This window comes from Paenibacillus sp. FSL R7-0189, assembly GCF_037969925.1.
Taxonomy (GTDB): Bacteria; Bacillota; Bacilli; order Paenibacillales; family Paenibacillaceae; genus Paenibacillus_AQ; species Paenibacillus_AQ odorifer.
The window spans coordinates 3911409-3929878 of sequence record NZ_CP150223.1 but is presented as its reverse complement, the minus strand read 5'-3'; the positions used below and the strand labels follow the sequence as shown (position 1 = coordinate 3929878).

Below are 18470 nucleotides of genomic sequence, written 5' to 3'. Positions count from 1 at the left end.
TGAAATTGGAAGGTATTACAGTCGCTAGCTGGGTTACTGCTCCCGCCGAAGCTTTTGATTATGACGAATCTTAATCTCGTTGCCTTGCTCAGTTGCTTGATAAAAAACACGCTGAGAAATCTCCTTAGGCAAATACTCCTGCTTTACATAATGCCCCGGAAAATTGTGCGGATATTGATATCCTTCATGCCCTAACGCAGTTGCGCCTTTATAGTGCGTATCACGCAGATGCAGCGGTACCTCCGCTGATTTGATCTCATCCATACTTGCCATTGCATTGGAAATAGCCATAACCACAGCATTAGACTTCGGACTCTCCACGGCAAAAAGAATAGCTTGGGCAATGTTCAGCTTCGCCTCTGGCCAACCATTGTTTCGATAAGCATCCAGCGCACTCACCGCTTGAACCATAGCTTGGGGATTAGCCAGGCCGATATCCTCACTGCTGGCTGCAATCAGGCGCCGAATAAAAGTCATAGGGTCCATTCCAAGCTTTTCTACCGCATACAGAAACCAAAACAACGCGGCGTCGCTGGAACCGCGGATACTTTTATGAAAAGCGGATAGCACATCATACTGCGTAGATTCATCAGCCTTCACAATGGGGCGCCGAATGGATTCCTCCGCCACCTCCAGCGTAATATGAACACTTCCATCAACTTGCGGCGCGGTAGTCAGGGCTGCCAGCTCCAGCGCATTTAGTGCCCGGCGAATGTCTCCATTAGCCATAGTTGCAATATGCAACAAAGCCTCTTCATCGACCTGAAGCTCCATAAATCCAAGACCTTTATCTTTGTCCGCCAAGGCTCTGCGCATCGCGATCAGACTGTGTTCACTCGTTAATGCCTCCAGCTGAAATAAGGTGGAGCGGCTCATAAGCGCCCCATTAACATAATGGAACGGGTTCTCTGTAGTCGCTCCAATGAAGGTGATGGTCCCTTTTTCTACCGCTGGCAAAAGCGCATCTTGGCGTGAGCTATTAAATCGATGCACCTCGTCCAGGAACAGGATCGTCTTTGTGCCGTACAATGTTTGATTGTTCTGAGCTCGCTCAATAACCTCCCGTACATCCTTCACGGTAGCTTCCACCGCATTCAGACGTACGAATTCCCCTTGTGTGTGATGAGAAATAATATGCGCGAGTGTCGTCTTACCGCATCCCGGGGGACCATAGAGCAAAATCGAAGAGACTTGATCCGCCTCAATCGCTCTTCGCAGCAGCTTCCCCCGACCTATGATATGCTCTTGACCAATATATTCATCAAGATTCTCCGGTCTCATCCGGTCCGCAAGCAGCCGTCCGCCCCCGGTGTCCTCTCCGAAAGAAAATAAATCCATAACTCCACTTCCTTGCTATATTCTTGTAAAAGCTCAATATAAATCCCTCTCTATCATACCATATCACAGGGAAGGATTAGGATGTCCTGCCGGTTCAAGGTAACAGTATCAGCATAGACTTATTTTACGCCAAAATAAAAAGAGCATGATCTCGTCTTAGAAAGGCGGGAGCCATGCTCTTTTTTCAAAATATAAGAAAGTATAGGTTTCACGCTATACTTTATCCTTATGATTTCTCGCATAACGCTTACCGTCCTTATAGGGACGCCAAAGGCGTTTATGCTTGAATTGCAAGCTAGCAATTTACTGCCAGCCGCATTTTTGATATGATTTTACGAATGCTTTCTTCCGATAGATGGTACTTCTTCTGAAGTTCCGCTACGGAATCACCGCTTCGATGACAACTGAAAATTTCCTTGTTCCGGTTCGCTATTTCTTTCCTCGAACCGCTGTTCTCGCCCCATCGAACCCGCTCTTCCGTCCTCTTTGGGATGTAGAGCAGTTCACCTTGGATGTATCCCTGAAGCTCTTCGAGCAAGCCAGGGGGGAGCACATCCTTCCCATTTACATAACTCAACTTGCATTTCCTCCTTCAACAGGTGTGTCCCTATGCGTCGGTCAACTAAGTTTTTAGTTATAATCACGTCACCTGCCTCCTTTCTTCTCCTCATATTTGGAAAAATCCGTAATTTCATTATATAAAAACCTTTTGGTAGCGTCTACATTCGATTTCATAAATTTCGTTCTTATGGATAAGTGTGGTACTTCTTATGTTAGTAATAAGGAGGCCATAAGGCCTCCTCGCTTTAAGCAGGTTTCCGTCTTAAACGGAAACCACCTCGTATACTGAAATCATTTCAATCAGCCTCCTTCCAGAAGTGTTCTTGCCCGGCCGGACACTTATTATTAAGCCATACCTATGGGGGAGTTACAAGACCAAGAACAGTTATAACCATTCTCCACCAGTCTTACTCCCCCTCAGAATCGCTTCCAGCCGCCGTTTGCACATAGGAAGGAACTTCCCCATTATGGAGCAGCCACAGCTCATGGAGAGCACGTGTACAGCCGACATACATCAGCTTCGCGTCCCAAGCCGTCGCCCCGTAATGGTCTTGATCGGCATCTGCTAAGATCACTGCATCGAACTCCAAACCTTTTGATAAATAGACAGGCAGCACCGATAGCCCACCCTGATATTGGGTCATACTGCCATCAATCAGATGAATATCTTCAAAATGCTGTGCCAGCTCCGCATATAGTTCTGCAGCCTCATGAAGATTTCTTGTTAGGACAGCCACCGTACGGTATTCCCTTCCTGACAGAGACTTCAGTGCAGAGGTTATTGTCCGCAAGCGAGCTTGCTCATCAGCCACCAGTTCCCCGTTATCCTCACCGTAGGCGATCATACGCACGGGATCTCCACTACGAAACACAGGAACAGCCAGCAATGAGCTCTCCACACCTGAAGATAGAATTCCATTAGCGAAGTCTATAATTTCCATAGTAGAACGATAGCTGCGTGTCAGCGCGTGATAAGCCGTGTTCTCAGGGGCAAACAACGTCTGCATCTCTTCCCACGCGTGTACGCCTTTATAGGCATGTATACCCTGCGAGAGGTCACCCAGGATCGTAAAGGAATGGCCTCGCACATATAAATCCAGAACGGCAATTTGGAAAGGTGAAAAATCCTGAGCCTCATCGATTACTACATGGTCAAAGCGAGTAACGCCCTCATCACCGTTCAAAAGATAATGGATATACAGCAGCGGAGGTAAATCCTCTTCACGTATGATGCCTTTTTTCAGCTCTTTTGCCGTTTCCTTCAGTACAGCTGCCGGAATTTCCTCAGGCGGTTCAATCGGCCAATCCTCAGGAAGTTTAGCTGCTCGGAAAATTTGCTTATAGATCGTTAATGGATCATATTTAGGCCATTTGGCACTATAAGCCTTCTCTCGCTGCGCGCCTTTTTTCTTGCGATCCTTCATAGCAGCAGCTGAAGGGCTCTTCTTCAGTTCCATCTCAATCCAGCGATGAATCCGCGCCATTACCCGTTCCTTGCGCTTAGCTGGAGGATAGGGAGCATACTCCTCATTATGCCAGCGCAAAATCATAAAACGGCGCAGCACCGCACCCTCCCACGGGCTAAAATCACCCTCAGGTACAGAGCTGCTTTCCAATAGCTTGATGCTGGACTCTATGATTCCCATCAGCACCGTGGAACCCTTGAAGCGCCCTGGTGTCTCTTCTGTAATTACCGGCATGCCCCCAAGGGTTTCGAACCAGCGGTTCATCGTCTCCGTCGCATCCTGTTCCGGCAATTCCAGTCCTAGTACATTAGCTGCCCAATCCGGAAATGTACTTTGAGCAATATTACCTACCCCGAGCTCAGGCAATACATCCGAGATGTAATCTAAAAACATCCGGTTTGGTGCAAAAATGATCATTTTTTCCGCAGAAACCTGATCCTTGTATTGATACAGCAGAAAAGCAAGCCTGTGCAGTGCAACGGTTGTTTTACCGCTTCCTGCCACGCCCTGAATGATCAGCGCTGTATTCTTGGCAGCACGGATAATCTTGTCCTGCTCCTCTTGTATGGTCGATACGATATCCCGTAGGCGATTATCCTTATTCTCCCCAAGTCGATAGACGAGAAACTCATCTGATACTATCGGTGCATCGCTTTCCCGATTGTACGTATCCGCGACCCGCTCCAGAATTTGCTTCCGAATCACGACGTTGCGTTTGAGGTATACCAGCCCCTCTATCAATCCCTCAGGAGCTTCATAGGAGGCTGGCTCGGTACCGCCGGTAAACGAATAGAACAGGCTTGCTACCGGTGCGCGCCAGTCGATGACTAGCGGACGGTCGCTTACCTGCTCACGGTCTACGCCGATTTTGCCTATATAGAGTGCCTTCCGTTCATTCTCATCATTGCCTTGAAAATCAAGCCGTCCGAAATAAGGCTCCTGCCTAAGCTTGGCAAGATCTTTGCGCTTCTGATCACGGTTCGCTTCCAGCACCTGTTCCGTATAGTCATGTCCCGTGTACACTGGTGTCTGCTGGAGCTTCTCCAGCAAAGTGTCAATTTCAGTAAGCGCTTGATTCAGCCTGTCTTCTTCCTCTTGATAGGCACTTTGAAAGTTGTCTTCCAATTTCAGTTACCTCCTAAAAGTTTATCGAGCTTAAATTTTCATGCTCCTACGCCCATTTCTCACGCAAAAGGATACCCATTGTAGCACAATCAGCGCCTAAATACCAAATCTTTCAAATGATTTGACTAAACTTATAAGTTCTCCAACCTAAAACCCTTTGGTGCTCCTTAGCTCGCACAAGCGTCGAATATTTAGGACACACCAAAGGTGTTTTTGCCTTTGGTTTCGGCGCTTACATACATTTAGCTCGGATCAAAGGCATTTTTGCCTTTGGTTTCGGCGTACACGCACATTTAGCTCCAATCAACGGTGTTTATACCTTTGATTTCTTTGTCTATGCGCTTTTAGCTCGAATCTACGGTATCTATACCTTTGATTTCGACATCTACGCGTATTCGGCTCGAATCAACGGTATTTATACCTTTAATCTCGACGTCTACGCGTATTCGGCTCGAATCAGCGGTATTTATACCTTTGATTTCGTCGTGTACGCGCATTTAGCTCCAATCTACGGTATTTATACCTTTGATTTCGACTTCTACGCGCATTTAGCTCCAATCTACGGTATTTATACCTTTGATTTCGTCGTCTACGCGCATTGAGCTCGAATCTACGGTATTTATACCTTTGATTTCGTCGTCTACGCGTATTCGGCTCGAATCTACGGTATTTATACCTTTGATCTCGACGTCTACGCGCATTTAGCTCCAATCTACGGTATTTATACCTTTGATTTCGTCGTCTACGCGCATTTGGCTCGAATCTACGGTATTTATACCTTTGATCTCGACGTCTACGCGCATTGAGCTCGAATCTACGGTATTTATACCTTTGATTTCGACTTCTACGAGCATTTAGCTCCAATCAACGGTATTTATACCTTTGATTTCGGCGTCTACGCGCATTTAGCTCCAATCTACGGTATTTATACCTTTGATTTCGACTTCTACGAGCATTTAGCTCCAATCAACGGTATTTATACCTTTGATTTCGGCGTCTACGCGCATTTAGCTCCAATCTACGGTATTTATACCTTTGATTTCGGCGTCTACGCGCTTTTAGCTCGAATCTACGGTATTTATACCTTTAATTTCGGCGTTCGCACGCATTTGGCTCCAATCTACGGTATTTATACCTTTGATTTCAACGCTGGCTAATAGAGCTGATTAGTGAACAACAGTTCCCTCGCAATTAAAGAAACTGGATGCCGCACTATAGCACAGCCTGCAAAATAAAGTTAGCTACAAACAAACCAGCAATCCCATACAGCGCAGGTGGCACTTCCTTCCCTTTGCCCAGCGCCAGCTTCACAATTGGGTAGGTAATAAAACCAAAAGCCATACCATCCACAATGCTATAGGTGAATGGAATCATAACCATGATTAGAAAAGACGGGAACAGCTCGGTCAAATCACTCAAGTCCATCTCACGCACATTCTGTACCATAAGTCCGCCGATCACAATCAGGATCGGTGCGATCGCACTATCGGGAATATAGGATAACAACGGAAGGAATAAGAAGGTCGCCCCGAATAGAAGCCCTGTCACCAGCGAGGTGAGACCCGAACGCCCGCCCGCAGCTATTCCTGCATTGGATTCTGCAGCGGCCACGACTGGACTGCTTCCGAAAAGACCCGCGGCGATATTGGCAAGCGAGAGCGCACGCAGGCTGCTTTTGAAGCGTTCTGGACGGCCTGCCATCATCGTCTGTGAGGCTACAAGACCGATATTTTCAAATACAACGATTAACAATAACAGGAATACAGCAATCCAGAACACAAGGCTCACAATACCGCTCCAGTCCATTCCGAAAAATAGGCCGCCATAACCTGAGAATACATGCCCTGAAGCTTGTTTTTCCGGTGCATGTGCAGCTCCCAGAAGATAGGCTAGTCCTGTACCAACCAGCATACTTATCAGCAGGCCGCCGTTAGTTCCCCGGATAAATAACACTAAAGCCAGCAATAAAGTCACACAGGATGTAATAACTGCAGGATCACTAAAATGTCCTATGGCAACAAAAGTAGTCTGATGGGCAATCACTATCCCGCTCTTTTGCAGCCCTATAAAAGTCAGAAACAGCCCTATACCCACTGTAATGGCATGCTGCAGGTTTTGGGGAATTGCCTCACTAAGAATACGATAAAGTGATGTGAAGGCCACGATAGCGAATAACACGCCTGTTATAACGACTACAGTAAGTGCCTCTCTCCAGTCCAGTTTCATGGAATGAACAAGCGTATAAGTGAAAAATGCGTTAATCCCCATCCCGGGAACCACGATGATAGGCGTCTTCCCGCCAAAAGCCATCAGCAGACAGCCGGTAATTGCGGTCAATAGTGTAGCCACCATTGCCGGTCTAAGCGGCATCCCTGCGTCATGGAGAATCGTCGCATTCACCATAACAATATAAACTGAAGCAAAATAGGAGAGAATCCCTGCAGCCCATTCCCGTTTCCAGTCATTCTCAGGCGCAAGCCCCACACTATTTCGCCAAAAATTCGATTTCATGTACAAAAACCTCCACTGATATTAAGTTCCGCAGGCGGATATTACCCGGATTATAAATCTTATAATCAGCCGTTCATCCCGGTTCAGCTATTATGCCTATTTATGGCCTGCTTATTGCAGAGCCCGCCTGTTAACGACAACAAAAGGGCGTACGCAGCCGGATTCCAGCTACTCGCCCTTTTGTCCATTACTCTAATCCTATAACTATAATTGAAACAGCCTCAGCTCAGCGATTCACTTACAAGCTGACGCCTCCAGCCTCAAGCAAATCACGCACGGCAACGCTGACCATGATTAGGCCGGCTACCGGTGGAACAAATGAATTGCTGGCTGGCGGTTGTTTCGCTTTACGTCGATCCGGCGCATTCTCCGGAACAATCTTGTCCGTAACATCCTGACGTGGCTTCATTGGCGGCTCCGTAGAGAAGACCACCTTCACGCCTTTCTTAATCCCATCCTTACGCAGCTTCTGGCGAATGACACGGGCAATCGGATCATACGTTGTCTTGGAAATGTCCGCTACCTGGAATCTTGTAGGATCCATTTTGTTGGCAGCGCCCATGCTTGAGATCATAGGAATTCCACGTGACAGACATTCTTTAATCAAATGGACCTTGTAGATAATCGTATCCGAGGCATCAATCACATAATCCGGTTTCAGCTTGAACAGTTCCTCATAGGTTTCTTCCGTATAGAACATGTTCAGCGCAATCGCTTCACATTCCGGATTAATCAGCTTCACGCGATCCACCATCAGTTCGGCCTTCTTTTGCCCAACCGTAGTAGTAAGTGCGTGAATCTGCCGATTCACATTGGTAATGTCGACAGAATCCTTATCAATCAGAATCAGTCTGCCGATCCCGCTACGAGCCAATGCCTCAACAGCCATACCGCCAACACCGCCGATACCAAGTACCGCTACTGTGCTGTTCTTCATAATCTCCAGACCTTCCGGTCCGATCGCCAGTTCCGTACGTGAGAACTGATGCAGCATGAGGTCAGCCTCCTTCAAAAGCTATGGCGAAGCAGAAATCTGCCTCGCCCGCTTTATTTAATTATTCTTTTTCTTTTTCTTTCTTTGGTTTAAGAGCCAGCTTAATATGCAGTTGCTCCAATTGTGAACCGTCTACTGGTGCAGGTGCATCCATAAGCAGATCCGTTGCACTTGCCGTTTTCGGGAATGCGATGGTTTCGCGCAGATTTGTACGGCCCGCCAACAGCATGATTAGACGATCTAAACCGAAGGCAATACCACCATGTGGAGGTGTACCATATTCGAACGCATCCATCAGGTAACCGAACTTCTCGTAAGCAACCTCTTCTGTGAAGCCGAGAGCTTGGAACATTTTTTCCTGTACTTCACGTTTGTAAATCCGCATGGAGCCACCGCCTACTTCATAACCGTTCAGAACGATATCGTAGGCTTGTGCACGAATTGCACCTGGATCTGTGTCGAACAGATGCAGATCCTCTTCACGTGGACGAGTGAACGGATGGTGTTCTGCTACATAACGTTTCTGATCTTCATCATAACCAAGCAATGGGAAGTCAGTCACCCAAGCGAACTTGAACACGTTATCGTCGATCAGACCCAGCTGACGTCCGATTTTGACACGAAGGGCACCTAGAACGTCCGCTACAACCTTTTTGGTATCAGCGGAGAACAACAGTAGGTCGCCTTCTTCAGCGCCTGTACGCTCCTTCACAGCGGCAATTTCTTCTTCAGTGAAGAATTTGACAATCGGCCCTTTGAACTCGCCGTCTTTCACTTGAATCCAAGCCAAACCTTTCGCTCCATAACGCGCAGCATAAGGTCCGAGATCATCGATTTCTTTACGAGTCCAAGTCCCGCAGCCTTTAGCATTTAGACATTTCACTTCTCCGCCCTTTTCGATCACAGAAGCAAATACCTTTACGCCACTTGTTGCAACAATATCGTTCATTTCTACAAGCTCTAATCCAAAACGCAGGTCAGGTTTGTCTGAACCGTATTTGCCCATTGCCTCAGCATAAGTCAAACGTTGGAATGGAAGCTGAATATCCGCTCCTACAGTTTCTTTGAACAAACGCTGCATTAGGTTCTCCATCATGCCAAGCAACTCATCTTGAGACAGGAATGAAGTCTCGATGTCCACTTGTGTAAATTCCGGCTGGCGGTCAGCACGCAAATCTTCATCACGGAAACAACGAGCAATTTGATAATAGCGTTCAACGCCACCCACCATCAAAAGCTGCTTGTAGATTTGTGGAGATTGAGGCAATGCGAAAAACTCGCCTTCATGCACACGGCTTGGCACCAAATAATCACGCGCACCTTCCGGTGAGCTCTTAGTTAGGATTGGTGTCTCTACGTCAATAAATCCTTCACTGTCAAGGAAATCGCGGAAAATCTTAGAAGCTTTCGAGCGTAGCAACAGTGTTTTTTGCATTTCCGGACGACGCAGATCCAGGTAACGATATTTCAGACGAAGAGATTCGTCTACTTCCACTCCATCTTCGATGAAGAATGGAGGAGTCTTAGCAGCGTTCAGCACTTCGATATCTGTAATTTGAACTTCAATCTCACCTGTTGGCAGATTGCGGTTAATAGTTTCTTCATCACGTTTAACCACTTTTCCTTTGACAGCCAAAACATACTCACTGCGAACCTTATCCGCAATTTGCAGTGCTTCGCCGGAGTAGTCCGGGTTGAATACAACTTGCACAATACCGCTTCTGTCACGCAGGTCAATAAAAAGTACGCCCCCAAGGTCGCGGCGGGTCTGGACCCATCCGTTTAAGGTTACCGTTTGTCCAATATGTTCTGGTGTTAATTGCCCACAGTTATGACTTCTTTGCATAATTCACCATTCCCCTTTTTATTTAAAAATACATTTCTACTTAAAAAGTCTTCTTCTATACCAACGCCTGAGCCAGCTCTTCGAGCTTCACAGTCTGCTGTTCCCCTGTGCTCATCGACTTCAGCGCAATTACACCATTCTTCAGCTCGTCTTCGCCAAGAATCGCAGTATAACGTGCCGACATACGGTCAGCTGACTTCATCTGCGCCTTCATCTTCCGGCCGAGGTAGTCGCGTTCTGCCGAGAACCCTTGGCTACGCAGAAAGTATAGCTGCTTGGAGATTTCAATGTCAGCCTCTTCGCCAAGAGCTACAAAATACACATCCAGTGGCTTCGCAGTCTCCAGCTCTACCTTCTGATCCTCCAGAATAAGAAGAATACGCTCCAGCCCGATCCCAAAACCAATACCCGGTTGATCCGGTCCACCGATTTCTTCAACCAAACCGTTGTACCGGCCTCCGCCGCCTACGGTATCAATAGAGCCAATGCCAGCTGCTTTATATTCAAACGCAGTATGCGTGTAATAATCCAAACCACGTACAAGACGAGAATTAATCGTGAACTCTACACCCATAATGTCGAGATGCATCTTAACCTTCTCAAAATGAGTTATGCATTCATCATCCAAACTGTCCAAAATAGAAGGGGCATCTGTAAATTTATCCTGATCCACCTTGCAATCCAGCACACGAAGCGGATTACGCTCGATTCGACGCTGACAGTCACTACAGAGGTTATCCTTCATCGGTCTAAGGAATCCCAGCAGCTTCTCCCGGTAAGCCGCACGGCTTGGTGCATTACCCACGGAATTAAGCTCCACTCTTACATCCTTAAGACCTAGATCCTTATAGAACTGATAGCCCATAGAGATTACTTCTGCATCAATAGCCGGATCCACGGCCCCAAACGCCTCAATCCCAAACTGATGGAACTGGCGATATCTTCCGGCCTGCGGACGCTCATAACGGAACATAGGTCCGATATAATACAGCTTGCTTACATCAGGTTCACCGTATAGCTTGTTCTGAACGTAAGCCCGCACGACACCAGCCGTTCCTTCTGGACGAAGAGCCAAATCACGGTCGCCTTTGTCCTTGAACGTATACATTTCGCCTTCCACAATATCCGTTGTTTCGCCTACTCCACGTTCGAATAACCCTGTGTGCTCAAACATAGGTGTGCGAATTTCCCGGTAGTTAAAACGGCGGCATAAATCTCTGGCCTTCCCCTCAATATACTGCCATTTCTCCACAGCACCCGGAAGCACGTCCTGCGTTCCTGTTGGTTTCTCGAATCTTTCTTTAGCCACAGTCTATCCCTCCTAAAAAATAACCCCTCTAAAGCTGTTCTCTTCATCTGTTTCTATTGCAGAAAAAGCAAAAAATCCCTCGCCCTGTTTTATAAAAAAACAGGGACGAGGGATTATCATAACCAATAATACACCACGTGGTACCACCCACATTCCGGATCAGTAAAAATATACTGAAGCCGCTCAAAGCGGTTAACGCCCGCCTACGCGTAAACGGCTACTGATCGCGGCAATCAACACTGCCCACTTTCGCCGTACGTTCTCGGGGAGGTCATTCATTCGCTCATCAACAGAATCCTTGCAGCCAAGCGATACCGGTTCATCATCCACTTAAGTAGATGTCATCCGAATCGACAAGGGATTCTTCTCTGGAGTTGTGGGTTCTCGAATTACTTGGTCCCGTCATCAAAACCATATGATAAAATCGTATATTGTTAATATTCTACTGAACTACTGCATTAAAGTCAAGGTAGTAAAAAGGATGCCTAGTATAAATTTTGACAGCTTCCGAGTTTTTTATTCAGCAATTATATTGTAACAAAAAAATGACCTGCAGCCGAATGCTGCAGGTCCATCATCATATATTATTAAAAAGGGGGTCATGCCTTTATTATAAACACGCTATATTAAGGAATCATGTACGTAATATTACGATTATATTACATTCCATGAAAGCGGTTTATTTTTAATAGAATACTATTCGAATTGTTCAACATAAGCCCCTTTGCCCCGGAGGATTTCCACAACTTCATTATAATTCTCTTCTGCTATACTTAGCTCCATCACATAACGAAGTTCACTTAAATCCCCATCTTCGAGATCTCCTTCTGCCACGTTCGCACTAACCTGATCTTCATTCACACTATAATGCGTTTCAGGGTCAGCCCGAGTGTCGGAGGCGGCAATGCCAGGAACCAGCATAGCTCCAGCTGCAGGTGTGCTAGCCGTTCCAAGCGTTCCAGTTGTGCCTGCGACTACAGATGCACTATCCAGTGGAATGATTGGAAACAGAATATTACGATCATTGCCGATAGGGTCCGTGAGTGGCCAAACCTCCAAGCCATCCACCTTATAGCTAATCAATGCTGTTTTTGCGCCTTCTGCTTCATTTTCAGTTCTGAAATACGCTTGGATTTTTCTGCTCATTGCCATTACCTCCTTGGATTATAAGACTCTAATTTAAATATTGCTTATTTATTTCAGGACCTTCAATATTTCACGAACAAATGCAGGCTCATCTTTTGGTGTACGCGAAGTAATGTAATTGCGATCAACCACTACTTCCTCATCCTTAAACTCCGCGCCGGCATTCACAACATCATCCTTCAGCGGAGGATAAGAGGTAATGGTGCGTCCCTTAAGCAAGTCTGCACTGATCAGAATTTGCGGTCCGTGGCAAATAGAGGCGATAGGCTTGCCTGCTTCATTTGCTTCTTTTACAAACTTCAAAATATCGGCATTTTGCCGTAAATTCTCGGGGGAAGAACCACCCGGGATGACAATCGCGTCATAATCACTTGCTCGAACATCGGCGATCGCCTTGTCTGCTGCGTAGGAGACTTCTTTCTTTTTACCTAGCAAGGTCTCCCCTTTTTTCAAACCAATAATGTCAGCTTGATGTCCTGCCTTTATAATTTCATCATAAGGAACCTTCATTTCAGAATCTTCAAAATCATTAGCCAGTAAGAAAGCAACGTTACTCATGTAATAGTTTCTCCTCTCTGTCTTTAGCAATTAATGATGTTCTAATTATTCTTTCTTGTGGTCTATTACCCTTATGAGGATGCTTTCTAACCTTTAATCGGAAAAAAGGCTTCATTCACAACACCGAAAAAGCCGCCTTTTCCACCCGCTTCAGGTACGCGGCAAGAGATTGCGGCTTCTTCCTTTGATTACTAATGGTTCGGTCTCGCCTTCTAGCTTTTTGGCTAATGCACAGGCTTCCATAGGACTCCCAGCCGGTAGTGCCGGGATACTTCTCCATACCCATGCCTTCTGTGATTGTCTCATTCTTAAACTCCCTGCCTTATGCGTGATATCTGCCTGCATTTAGTTTATCCAGCCCGAAGAAGCTCTATCCGCATAAAAAAAAGATGTCGAAAGTTAGCTCCGGCCAGAAGCAATCTTCGACATCCTCTATTTCGTTAGCTGCGGCTATCCAGAATGAGAGTAACTGGGCCCCAATTGGTCAGCGACACATCCATCATCGCTCCAAATATGCCCGTCTCCACCTGAAGACCTCCAGCTCTAAGCTCTTGATTAAAATAATCATAAAGACGCTCGGCCTCCGCAGGAGCTGCAGCTCCCATGAAATTCGGCCGTCTTCCCTTACGGCAATCTCCGTATAAAGTAAACTGGGACACTGAAAGAATAGCTCCGTTAGTATCCGTGACACTATAATTCATTTTGCCAGCATCATCTTCAAAAATACGCAGTCCAGCTATTTTATCCGCCAAATATTTGGCATCCTTCTCCGTATCTTCATGGGTAACGCCGACAAGCAGCATCAGGCCATTGCCAATCGCTCCGGTCACTGTCTCATCCACGGTTACTTTGGCGTCCTTGCAACGCTGTACTACAACTCTCATCGCACTACTTCGCTCCTTGCCTTATTGCATGATCCGATTCACTGTATATACATCTTTGACTCGTTTCACTTTATCTACAACGGATTGCAGATGCTCCGTATTACGAATAAGGATGGTCATATGAATCATTGCCATCTTATTCTTGTCAGAGCGCCCAGTGACCGCTGAAATGTTCGTTTTGCTCTCGGACACTGCCTGCAGTACTTCATTGAGCAGTCCATTGCGATCATGGCCTGTAATCTCAATATCCACACTGTAGTTTGCTTCCATCGTGCCTTCCCATTCCACTTCAATCACTCTAGCTGCTTCTTCTCCGTCACCTTCACCCGGAATGTTAGGACAATCCTGGCGGTGTACAGATACGCCCCGGCCCCGTGTAACATAACCTACAATGTCGTCACCCGGAACCGGGTTGCAACATCGTGCAAAACGAACAAGTAAGTTTTCAATTCCTTTTACACTAACACCATTGGTAGGTTGATTACGTCTCTCGCCGGAAGACTTGATCTCCTTCATCTCTGAAGTAAGCTCCAAGTGATTAGCAGCTTCTTCCTGCTCCTTGCGCAGCTTCTCCGTCAAGCGGGAGGCAATTTGCGAAGCGGTAATCCCACCAAAACCAACGGCAGACAACATATCCTCTACATCATTAAAGGCAAATTTTTTCGCAGCTTCCAATAGTTTTTCATCAGAAATCCACTCGGAAACTTCGACATTCAGGCGCTTCAGCTCACGTTCAATCGCTTCGCGACCTTTTTCGACATTTTCCTCACGTTTTTCTTTTTTGAACCATTGCTTAATTTTGCTTCTTGCGTGAGAGGATTGTGCAATTTTGAGCCAGTCACGGCTAGGTCCGTAAGAATGCTTAGACGTCAAAATCTCAACAATATCGCCCGTCTTCAGCTTGTGATCAAGCGGCACGATCCGCCCGTTCACCTTGGAACCAATTGTACGATTGCCCACTTCTGTATGAATACGGAACGCGAAGTCAAGAGGCACAGAACCGGCAGGAAGCTCGATAACCTCACCTTTAGGAGTAAATACAAACACGAGGTCTGAGAAAAAATCCATTTTCAGTGATTTTACGAACTCTTCGGCATCCTTAGCTTCATGCTGCAGCTCCAATATTTCGCGAAAGAAAGGCATCCGATTCTCCGGATTAGCATTATTACTGCTGCCTTCTTTGTATGCCCAGTGTGCGGCTATCCCGTATTCTGCCGTGCGGTGCATTTCCCAGGTGCGAATTTGCACCTCAGTAGGCTCTCCGCCTGGTCCTACCACAGTAGTATGCAGAGATTGATACATATTGGCTTTTGGCATAGCTATATAATCTTTAAAACGCCCCGGCATTGGCTTCCATAAGGTATGAATAATTCCAAGGGTTGCATAACAGTCCTTGATATTATCCACAATGATACGAATGGCCAGCAGGTCATAAATTTCATTAAACTGCTTGTTTTTTGTGCTCATTTTGTTATAAACACTGTAAATATGCTTCGGGCGGCCGGAAAGATCACCTTCAATGCCCATTTCATCCAGCTTGGCACGAATACGGCCAATTACGCTGTCGATAAATTGCTCACGTTCAGCCCGCTTCTTATGCACCAGATTAGCAATCCGGTAATACTGCTGCGGGTTCAAGTAACGAAGCGCAATATCCTCCATCTCCCACTTAATCGCGGAAATCCCCAGCCGGTCAGCTACAGGACAGAAAATCTCCAACGTCTCATAAGAAATACGGCGCTGGCTCTCTTCAGATTGGTATTTTAACGTTCGCATATTATGCAGACGGTCCGCCAGTTTAATGACAATGACCCGGATATCCTGAGCCATAGCAATAAACATTTTGCGGTAATTCTCGTTCTGCTGCTCTTCCTTTGAGCGAAAGCGAATGCGTTCCAGCTTCGTTAAGCCGTCAACAAGCATTGCGCAGGTATCGCCAAATTTAGCGCGGATTTGTTCCAGTGAGACCGTCGTATCTTCCACCACATCATGCAAAAGCGCTGCAACAATAGATATAACATCCATTTGCATATTGACGACAATATCTGCCACCGCCAGCGGATGCAGAATGTATGGCTCCCCCGACTTGCGGATCTGCCCGTGATGAGCCTGATCGGCAAATTCATAAGCTTCCCGGATGCGGAGAAGATCTTTATCTTTTATATAGGCGCCAGCCTTATCAATTAATCGCTCAATGCCCATTCTCGTCGTATCCGATTCCTTTCTATAATAAAATGAACCCGCAACTGTTCAAAAATCTGCAGGTTCCAATCATTTCATTTGTCCAAGCTTACTTACGCCCTTATTCAAAGTTGTCTATAATTATGAGGCTTAAGGAGGATTACGTCAACACTTGCCATCTCATGGGATTCCAGAAGTAAAAGTAATTAAATTCGGACAAATTAATAACACTTGTGAAAATGTTGTTGTAAAAAAGCCAAGTTCTATTTAATCTAGTAAAGGCGGATTTTCGCCGGACAACATAATATCAGATAAGAAAGAGGAGTGAACTCCATTGCAACGCGAAATTCAAGTTAACGAAAAACTTCCATGGGGCCCAGGCTTTCTATTAAGTCTCCAGCATTTGTTTGCCATGTTTGGCAGTACAGTGCTAGTGCCTAACTTGTTCGGGGTCGACCCTGGAATGATTTTGCTTATGAATGGTATCGGTACATTGCTGTACATTTGGATCTGTCGCGGTAAAATCCCTGCGTACCTTGGTTCCAGCTTTGCCTTTATTGCACCGGTATTATCAGTACTCAGTCGTTACCCAAATGATCACATGAAAGGATACTCGCTTGCTTTGGGTGCTTTTATCGTCACTGGTATTATATTCGTGCTCGTGGCATTGATCATTCGTTATGCAGGAACCAAATGGATTGATGTTGTTTTCCCTCCAGCAGTAATGGGAGCTATCGTAGCTACGATCGGACTTGAACTTGTACCTGTTGCCGCACGAATGGCAGGACTTATTGCTCCTGAAGGCGTTGCAGTTGCAGACTGGACGCCAGATGGCAAAACAATCGCACTTTCTATGGTGACGCTTGGTGTAACTGTAATTGGAGCTGTACTCTTCCGCGGTTTTCCAAAAATCATTCACATCCTTATTGGTATCGTCACTGGTTATGGTTTAGCATATATTTTGAAAATGGTGGATACCGCTGCTATCTCTAATGCAAAATTTTTAGCGCATCCTTCCATTGTTACTCCTTCATTTGATTGGAATGTAATATTCACTATTATCCCGGTATCATTAGTTGTTATCGTTGAGCATATTGGACATTTACTTGTAACAAGCAATATTGTTGGCAGAGACTTGGCTAAAGATCCTGGACTTGACCGCTCCCTGATGGGGAACGGGATATCTACAATTATCTCCGGTTTTATCGGTTCTACTCCAAATACAACCTACGGTGAAAATATCGGGGTTATGGCGTTGACTAAAGTATATTCGGTATATGTAATCGGCGGCGCAGCGGTGATCGCTATTCTGCTTTCATTCTCTGGTACTTTCTCCTCTGTTATCGCTAATATTCCAACCCCTGTAATGGGCGGTGTATCCCTGCTGCTGTTCGGTGTAATTGCGGCTTCCGGATTACGTATTTTCGTTGAGCAAAAAGTTGATTTTTCCAAAGCTACTAACATGATCATGGCTACGTTGGTACTCGTTGTCGGAATCAGTGGTACAACCCTTACCATGGGCAACGTTAAACTAAGTGGTATGGCGCTGGCTACAATTGTTGGTATCGTTCTGGCTCTGTTCTTCAAACTCATTGAAGTGCTCGGATTGTCTAATGAAGGCGGAGAAAGTGATAAAACTGCCCATTAATCGGTTATAAAAAATAGAATTTTAAAAAAGCTGCTCCAACGTCCATTTATGGACTTGGGCAGCTTTTTTTATTGACTCAGATACAAAACAGCAACTCTCCGCCAAAAGGCAGACAGCTGCTGTTATTATCTTACATTTTCCAATTAATGTTTAACTTCCACACTTTGCGTCTTTGCACTTTTCAGCATAATTCGAGAGCCGAATCCCCGTTTATTTCCCGGGAAAAGACAAACTTTACAAGATTAATCCTCGTAATTCACCAAGGAAAGAACTTCAACTCCAGAAAGCTTATTACGTCCAGCAAGCTCAACCAGCTCAATCAGAAAAGCAGCGCCTACCACTTTACCGCCAAGCTGTTCTACAAGGTTAACCGAAGTAGCAATGGTTCCACCAGTAGCCAATAAATCATCAGCGATCAATACTTTTTGACCAGGCTTGATAGCATCCGTGTGAACAGCAAGTGTGTCCTTGCCATACTCAAGATCATAACCTACCTCTATAGTCTCATATGGAAGCTTGCCGCTTTTACGAATCGGCACAAAACCTACTCCCATCGCATAAGCAAGAGGTGCTCCAACTACGAAGCCACGTGCTTCTGGTCCAGCGATAACGTCGATTTCCAAGTGCGCTACGAGAGCTTTCAACGCGTCAATCGCTTGGCGGTAAGCCTCCCCGTCTTTAAGCAATGTGGTGATATCTTTAAAACTAATACCTTCTTTAGGGAAATCAGGAATCACACGAATACTATCTTTAAAATCCAAATTTATCATCTCCTATAAGTTTTGTTAGCATAGCTGCTTTGATTCAGATCGGCAAAACTTGCTTCGTAAGCATACGTTTTGTTATATTGAGCGTTGCATTTTTATACACCGTTGGGTACGCTCAGCAGCTCATATTTGCATG

15 protein-coding genes are annotated in these 18470 nt (G+C 45.9%); 1 reads left to right on the top strand and 14 read right to left on the bottom strand.

Going from position 1 to position 18470, the window contains the following annotated elements:
• Nucleotides 1-33: 33 nt before the first annotated feature.
• The 13 genes from MKY63_RS17055 to MKY63_RS16995 all read right to left on the bottom strand — a co-directional run bounded on the left by MKY63_RS17055 (nucleotide 34) and on the right by MKY63_RS16995 (nucleotide 15940).
• Entirely contained in the window at nucleotides 34-1338 is a 1305-nt protein-coding gene (locus tag MKY63_RS17055) for a replication-associated recombination protein A (RefSeq protein WP_036677622.1), read from the bottom strand.
• A 295-nt stretch (nucleotides 1339-1633) separates the two neighbouring features.
• The gene (locus tag MKY63_RS17050) at nucleotides 1634-1915 is read right to left on the bottom strand and encodes a CD3324 family protein (protein ID WP_036677625.1); all 282 of its coding nucleotides are present in this window, start codon (nucleotides 1913-1915) and stop codon (nucleotides 1634-1636) included.
• Between the two features lie 391 nt (nucleotides 1916-2306).
• On the bottom strand, nucleotides 2307-4490 hold the full coding sequence (locus MKY63_RS17045; protein WP_076214761.1) for a UvrD-helicase domain-containing protein: 2184 nt from the start codon (nucleotides 4488-4490) through the stop codon (nucleotides 2307-2309).
• 1212 nt (nucleotides 4491-5702) lie between these two features.
• Nucleotides 5703-7001 (bottom strand): NCS2 family permease, encoded by a 1299-nt coding sequence (locus MKY63_RS17040; protein WP_036677630.1) that lies wholly within the window; start codon nucleotides 6999-7001, stop codon nucleotides 5703-5705.
• Nucleotides 7002-7239: 238 nt separating this feature from the next.
• On the bottom strand, nucleotides 7240-7995 hold the full coding sequence (locus tag MKY63_RS17035; protein ID WP_036677632.1) for a tRNA threonylcarbamoyladenosine dehydratase: 756 nt from the start codon (nucleotides 7993-7995) through the stop codon (nucleotides 7240-7242).
• Between the two features lie 61 nt (nucleotides 7996-8056).
• Nucleotides 8057-9841, bottom strand: coding sequence for an aspartate--tRNA ligase (gene aspS, locus MKY63_RS17030; RefSeq protein ID WP_038572979.1), 1785 nt, complete (start codon nucleotides 9839-9841; stop codon nucleotides 8057-8059).
• Nucleotides 9842-9896: 55 nt separating this feature from the next.
• On the bottom strand, nucleotides 9897-11150 hold the full coding sequence (gene hisS, locus MKY63_RS17025) for a histidine--tRNA ligase (protein WP_038572981.1): 1254 nt from the start codon (nucleotides 11148-11150) through the stop codon (nucleotides 9897-9899).
• Between the two features lie 192 nt (nucleotides 11151-11342).
• On the bottom strand, nucleotides 11343-11480 hold the full coding sequence (locus MKY63_RS17020; RefSeq protein ID WP_155288182.1) for a hypothetical protein: 138 nt from the start codon (nucleotides 11478-11480) through the stop codon (nucleotides 11343-11345).
• 366 nt (nucleotides 11481-11846) lie between these two features.
• Nucleotides 11847-12296: a hypothetical protein gene (locus MKY63_RS17015; RefSeq protein ID WP_036677637.1), complete on the bottom strand. Its 450-nt coding sequence runs from the start codon at nucleotides 12294-12296 to the stop codon at nucleotides 11847-11849.
• Between the two features lie 48 nt (nucleotides 12297-12344).
• Nucleotides 12345-12854 carry a type 1 glutamine amidotransferase domain-containing protein gene (locus tag MKY63_RS17010; RefSeq protein ID WP_036677639.1) on the bottom strand — a complete coding sequence of 170 codons (510 nt, stop codon included), beginning with the start codon at nucleotides 12852-12854 and terminating at the stop codon, nucleotides 12345-12347.
• Between the two features lie 150 nt (nucleotides 12855-13004).
• Nucleotides 13005-13160, bottom strand: coding sequence for a hypothetical protein (locus MKY63_RS17005; RefSeq protein ID WP_155288183.1), 156 nt, complete (start codon nucleotides 13158-13160; stop codon nucleotides 13005-13007).
• 134 nt (nucleotides 13161-13294) lie between these two features.
• Nucleotides 13295-13738: a D-aminoacyl-tRNA deacylase gene (gene dtd / locus MKY63_RS17000; protein ID WP_036677641.1), complete on the bottom strand. Its 444-nt coding sequence runs from the start codon at nucleotides 13736-13738 to the stop codon at nucleotides 13295-13297.
• A 21-nt stretch (nucleotides 13739-13759) separates the two neighbouring features.
• Nucleotides 13760-15940 (bottom strand): bifunctional (p)ppGpp synthetase/guanosine-3',5'-bis(diphosphate) 3'-pyrophosphohydrolase, encoded by a 2181-nt coding sequence (locus MKY63_RS16995; protein ID WP_036677643.1) that lies wholly within the window; start codon nucleotides 15938-15940, stop codon nucleotides 13760-13762.
• A gap of 313 nt (nucleotides 15941-16253) precedes the next feature.
• On the opposite strand from MKY63_RS16995, the gene uraA reads away from it, so the two are divergent.
• On the top strand, nucleotides 16254-17567 hold the full coding sequence (uraA, locus tag MKY63_RS16990; protein WP_036677645.1) for a uracil permease: 1314 nt from the start codon (nucleotides 16254-16256) through the stop codon (nucleotides 17565-17567).
• 242 nt (nucleotides 17568-17809) lie between these two features.
• Here uraA and MKY63_RS16985 read toward each other — a convergent pair whose 3' ends face one another.
• Nucleotides 17810-18328 carry an adenine phosphoribosyltransferase gene (locus MKY63_RS16985; RefSeq protein ID WP_036677647.1) on the bottom strand — a complete coding sequence of 173 codons (519 nt, stop codon included), beginning with the start codon at nucleotides 18326-18328 and terminating at the stop codon, nucleotides 17810-17812.
• Between the last annotated feature and the right edge of the window lie 142 nt (nucleotides 18329-18470).

Bases quoted from the DNA above. Each gene is read 5' to 3' on its own strand.
- MKY63_RS17055 (WP_036677622.1), bottom strand. From the start codon at position 1,338: ATGGATTTATTTTCTTTCGGAGAGGACACCGGGGGCGGACGGCTGCTT.
- MKY63_RS17040 (WP_036677630.1), bottom strand. From the start codon at position 7,001: ATGAAATCGAATTTTTGGCGAAATAGTGTGGGGCTTGCGCCTGAGAAT.
- MKY63_RS17035 (WP_036677632.1), bottom strand. From the start codon at position 7,995: ATGCTGCATCAGTTCTCACGTACGGAACTGGCGATCGGACCGGAAGGT.
- aspS (WP_038572979.1), bottom strand. From the start codon at position 9,841: ATGCAAAGAAGTCATAACTGTGGGCAATTAACACCAGAACATATTGGA.
- MKY63_RS17015 (WP_036677637.1), bottom strand. From the start codon at position 12,296: ATGAGCAGAAAAATCCAAGCGTATTTCAGAACTGAAAATGAAGCAGAA.
- MKY63_RS17010 (WP_036677639.1), bottom strand. From the start codon at position 12,854: ATGAGTAACGTTGCTTTCTTACTGGCTAATGATTTTGAAGATTCTGAA.
- MKY63_RS17005 (WP_155288183.1), bottom strand. From the start codon at position 13,160: ATGAGACAATCACAGAAGGCATGGGTATGGAGAAGTATCCCGGCACTA.
- dtd (WP_036677641.1), bottom strand. From the start codon at position 13,738: ATGAGAGTTGTAGTACAGCGTTGCAAGGACGCCAAAGTAACCGTGGAT.
- MKY63_RS16995 (WP_036677643.1), bottom strand. From the start codon at position 15,940: ATGGGCATTGAGCGATTAATTGATAAGGCTGGCGCCTATATAAAAGAT.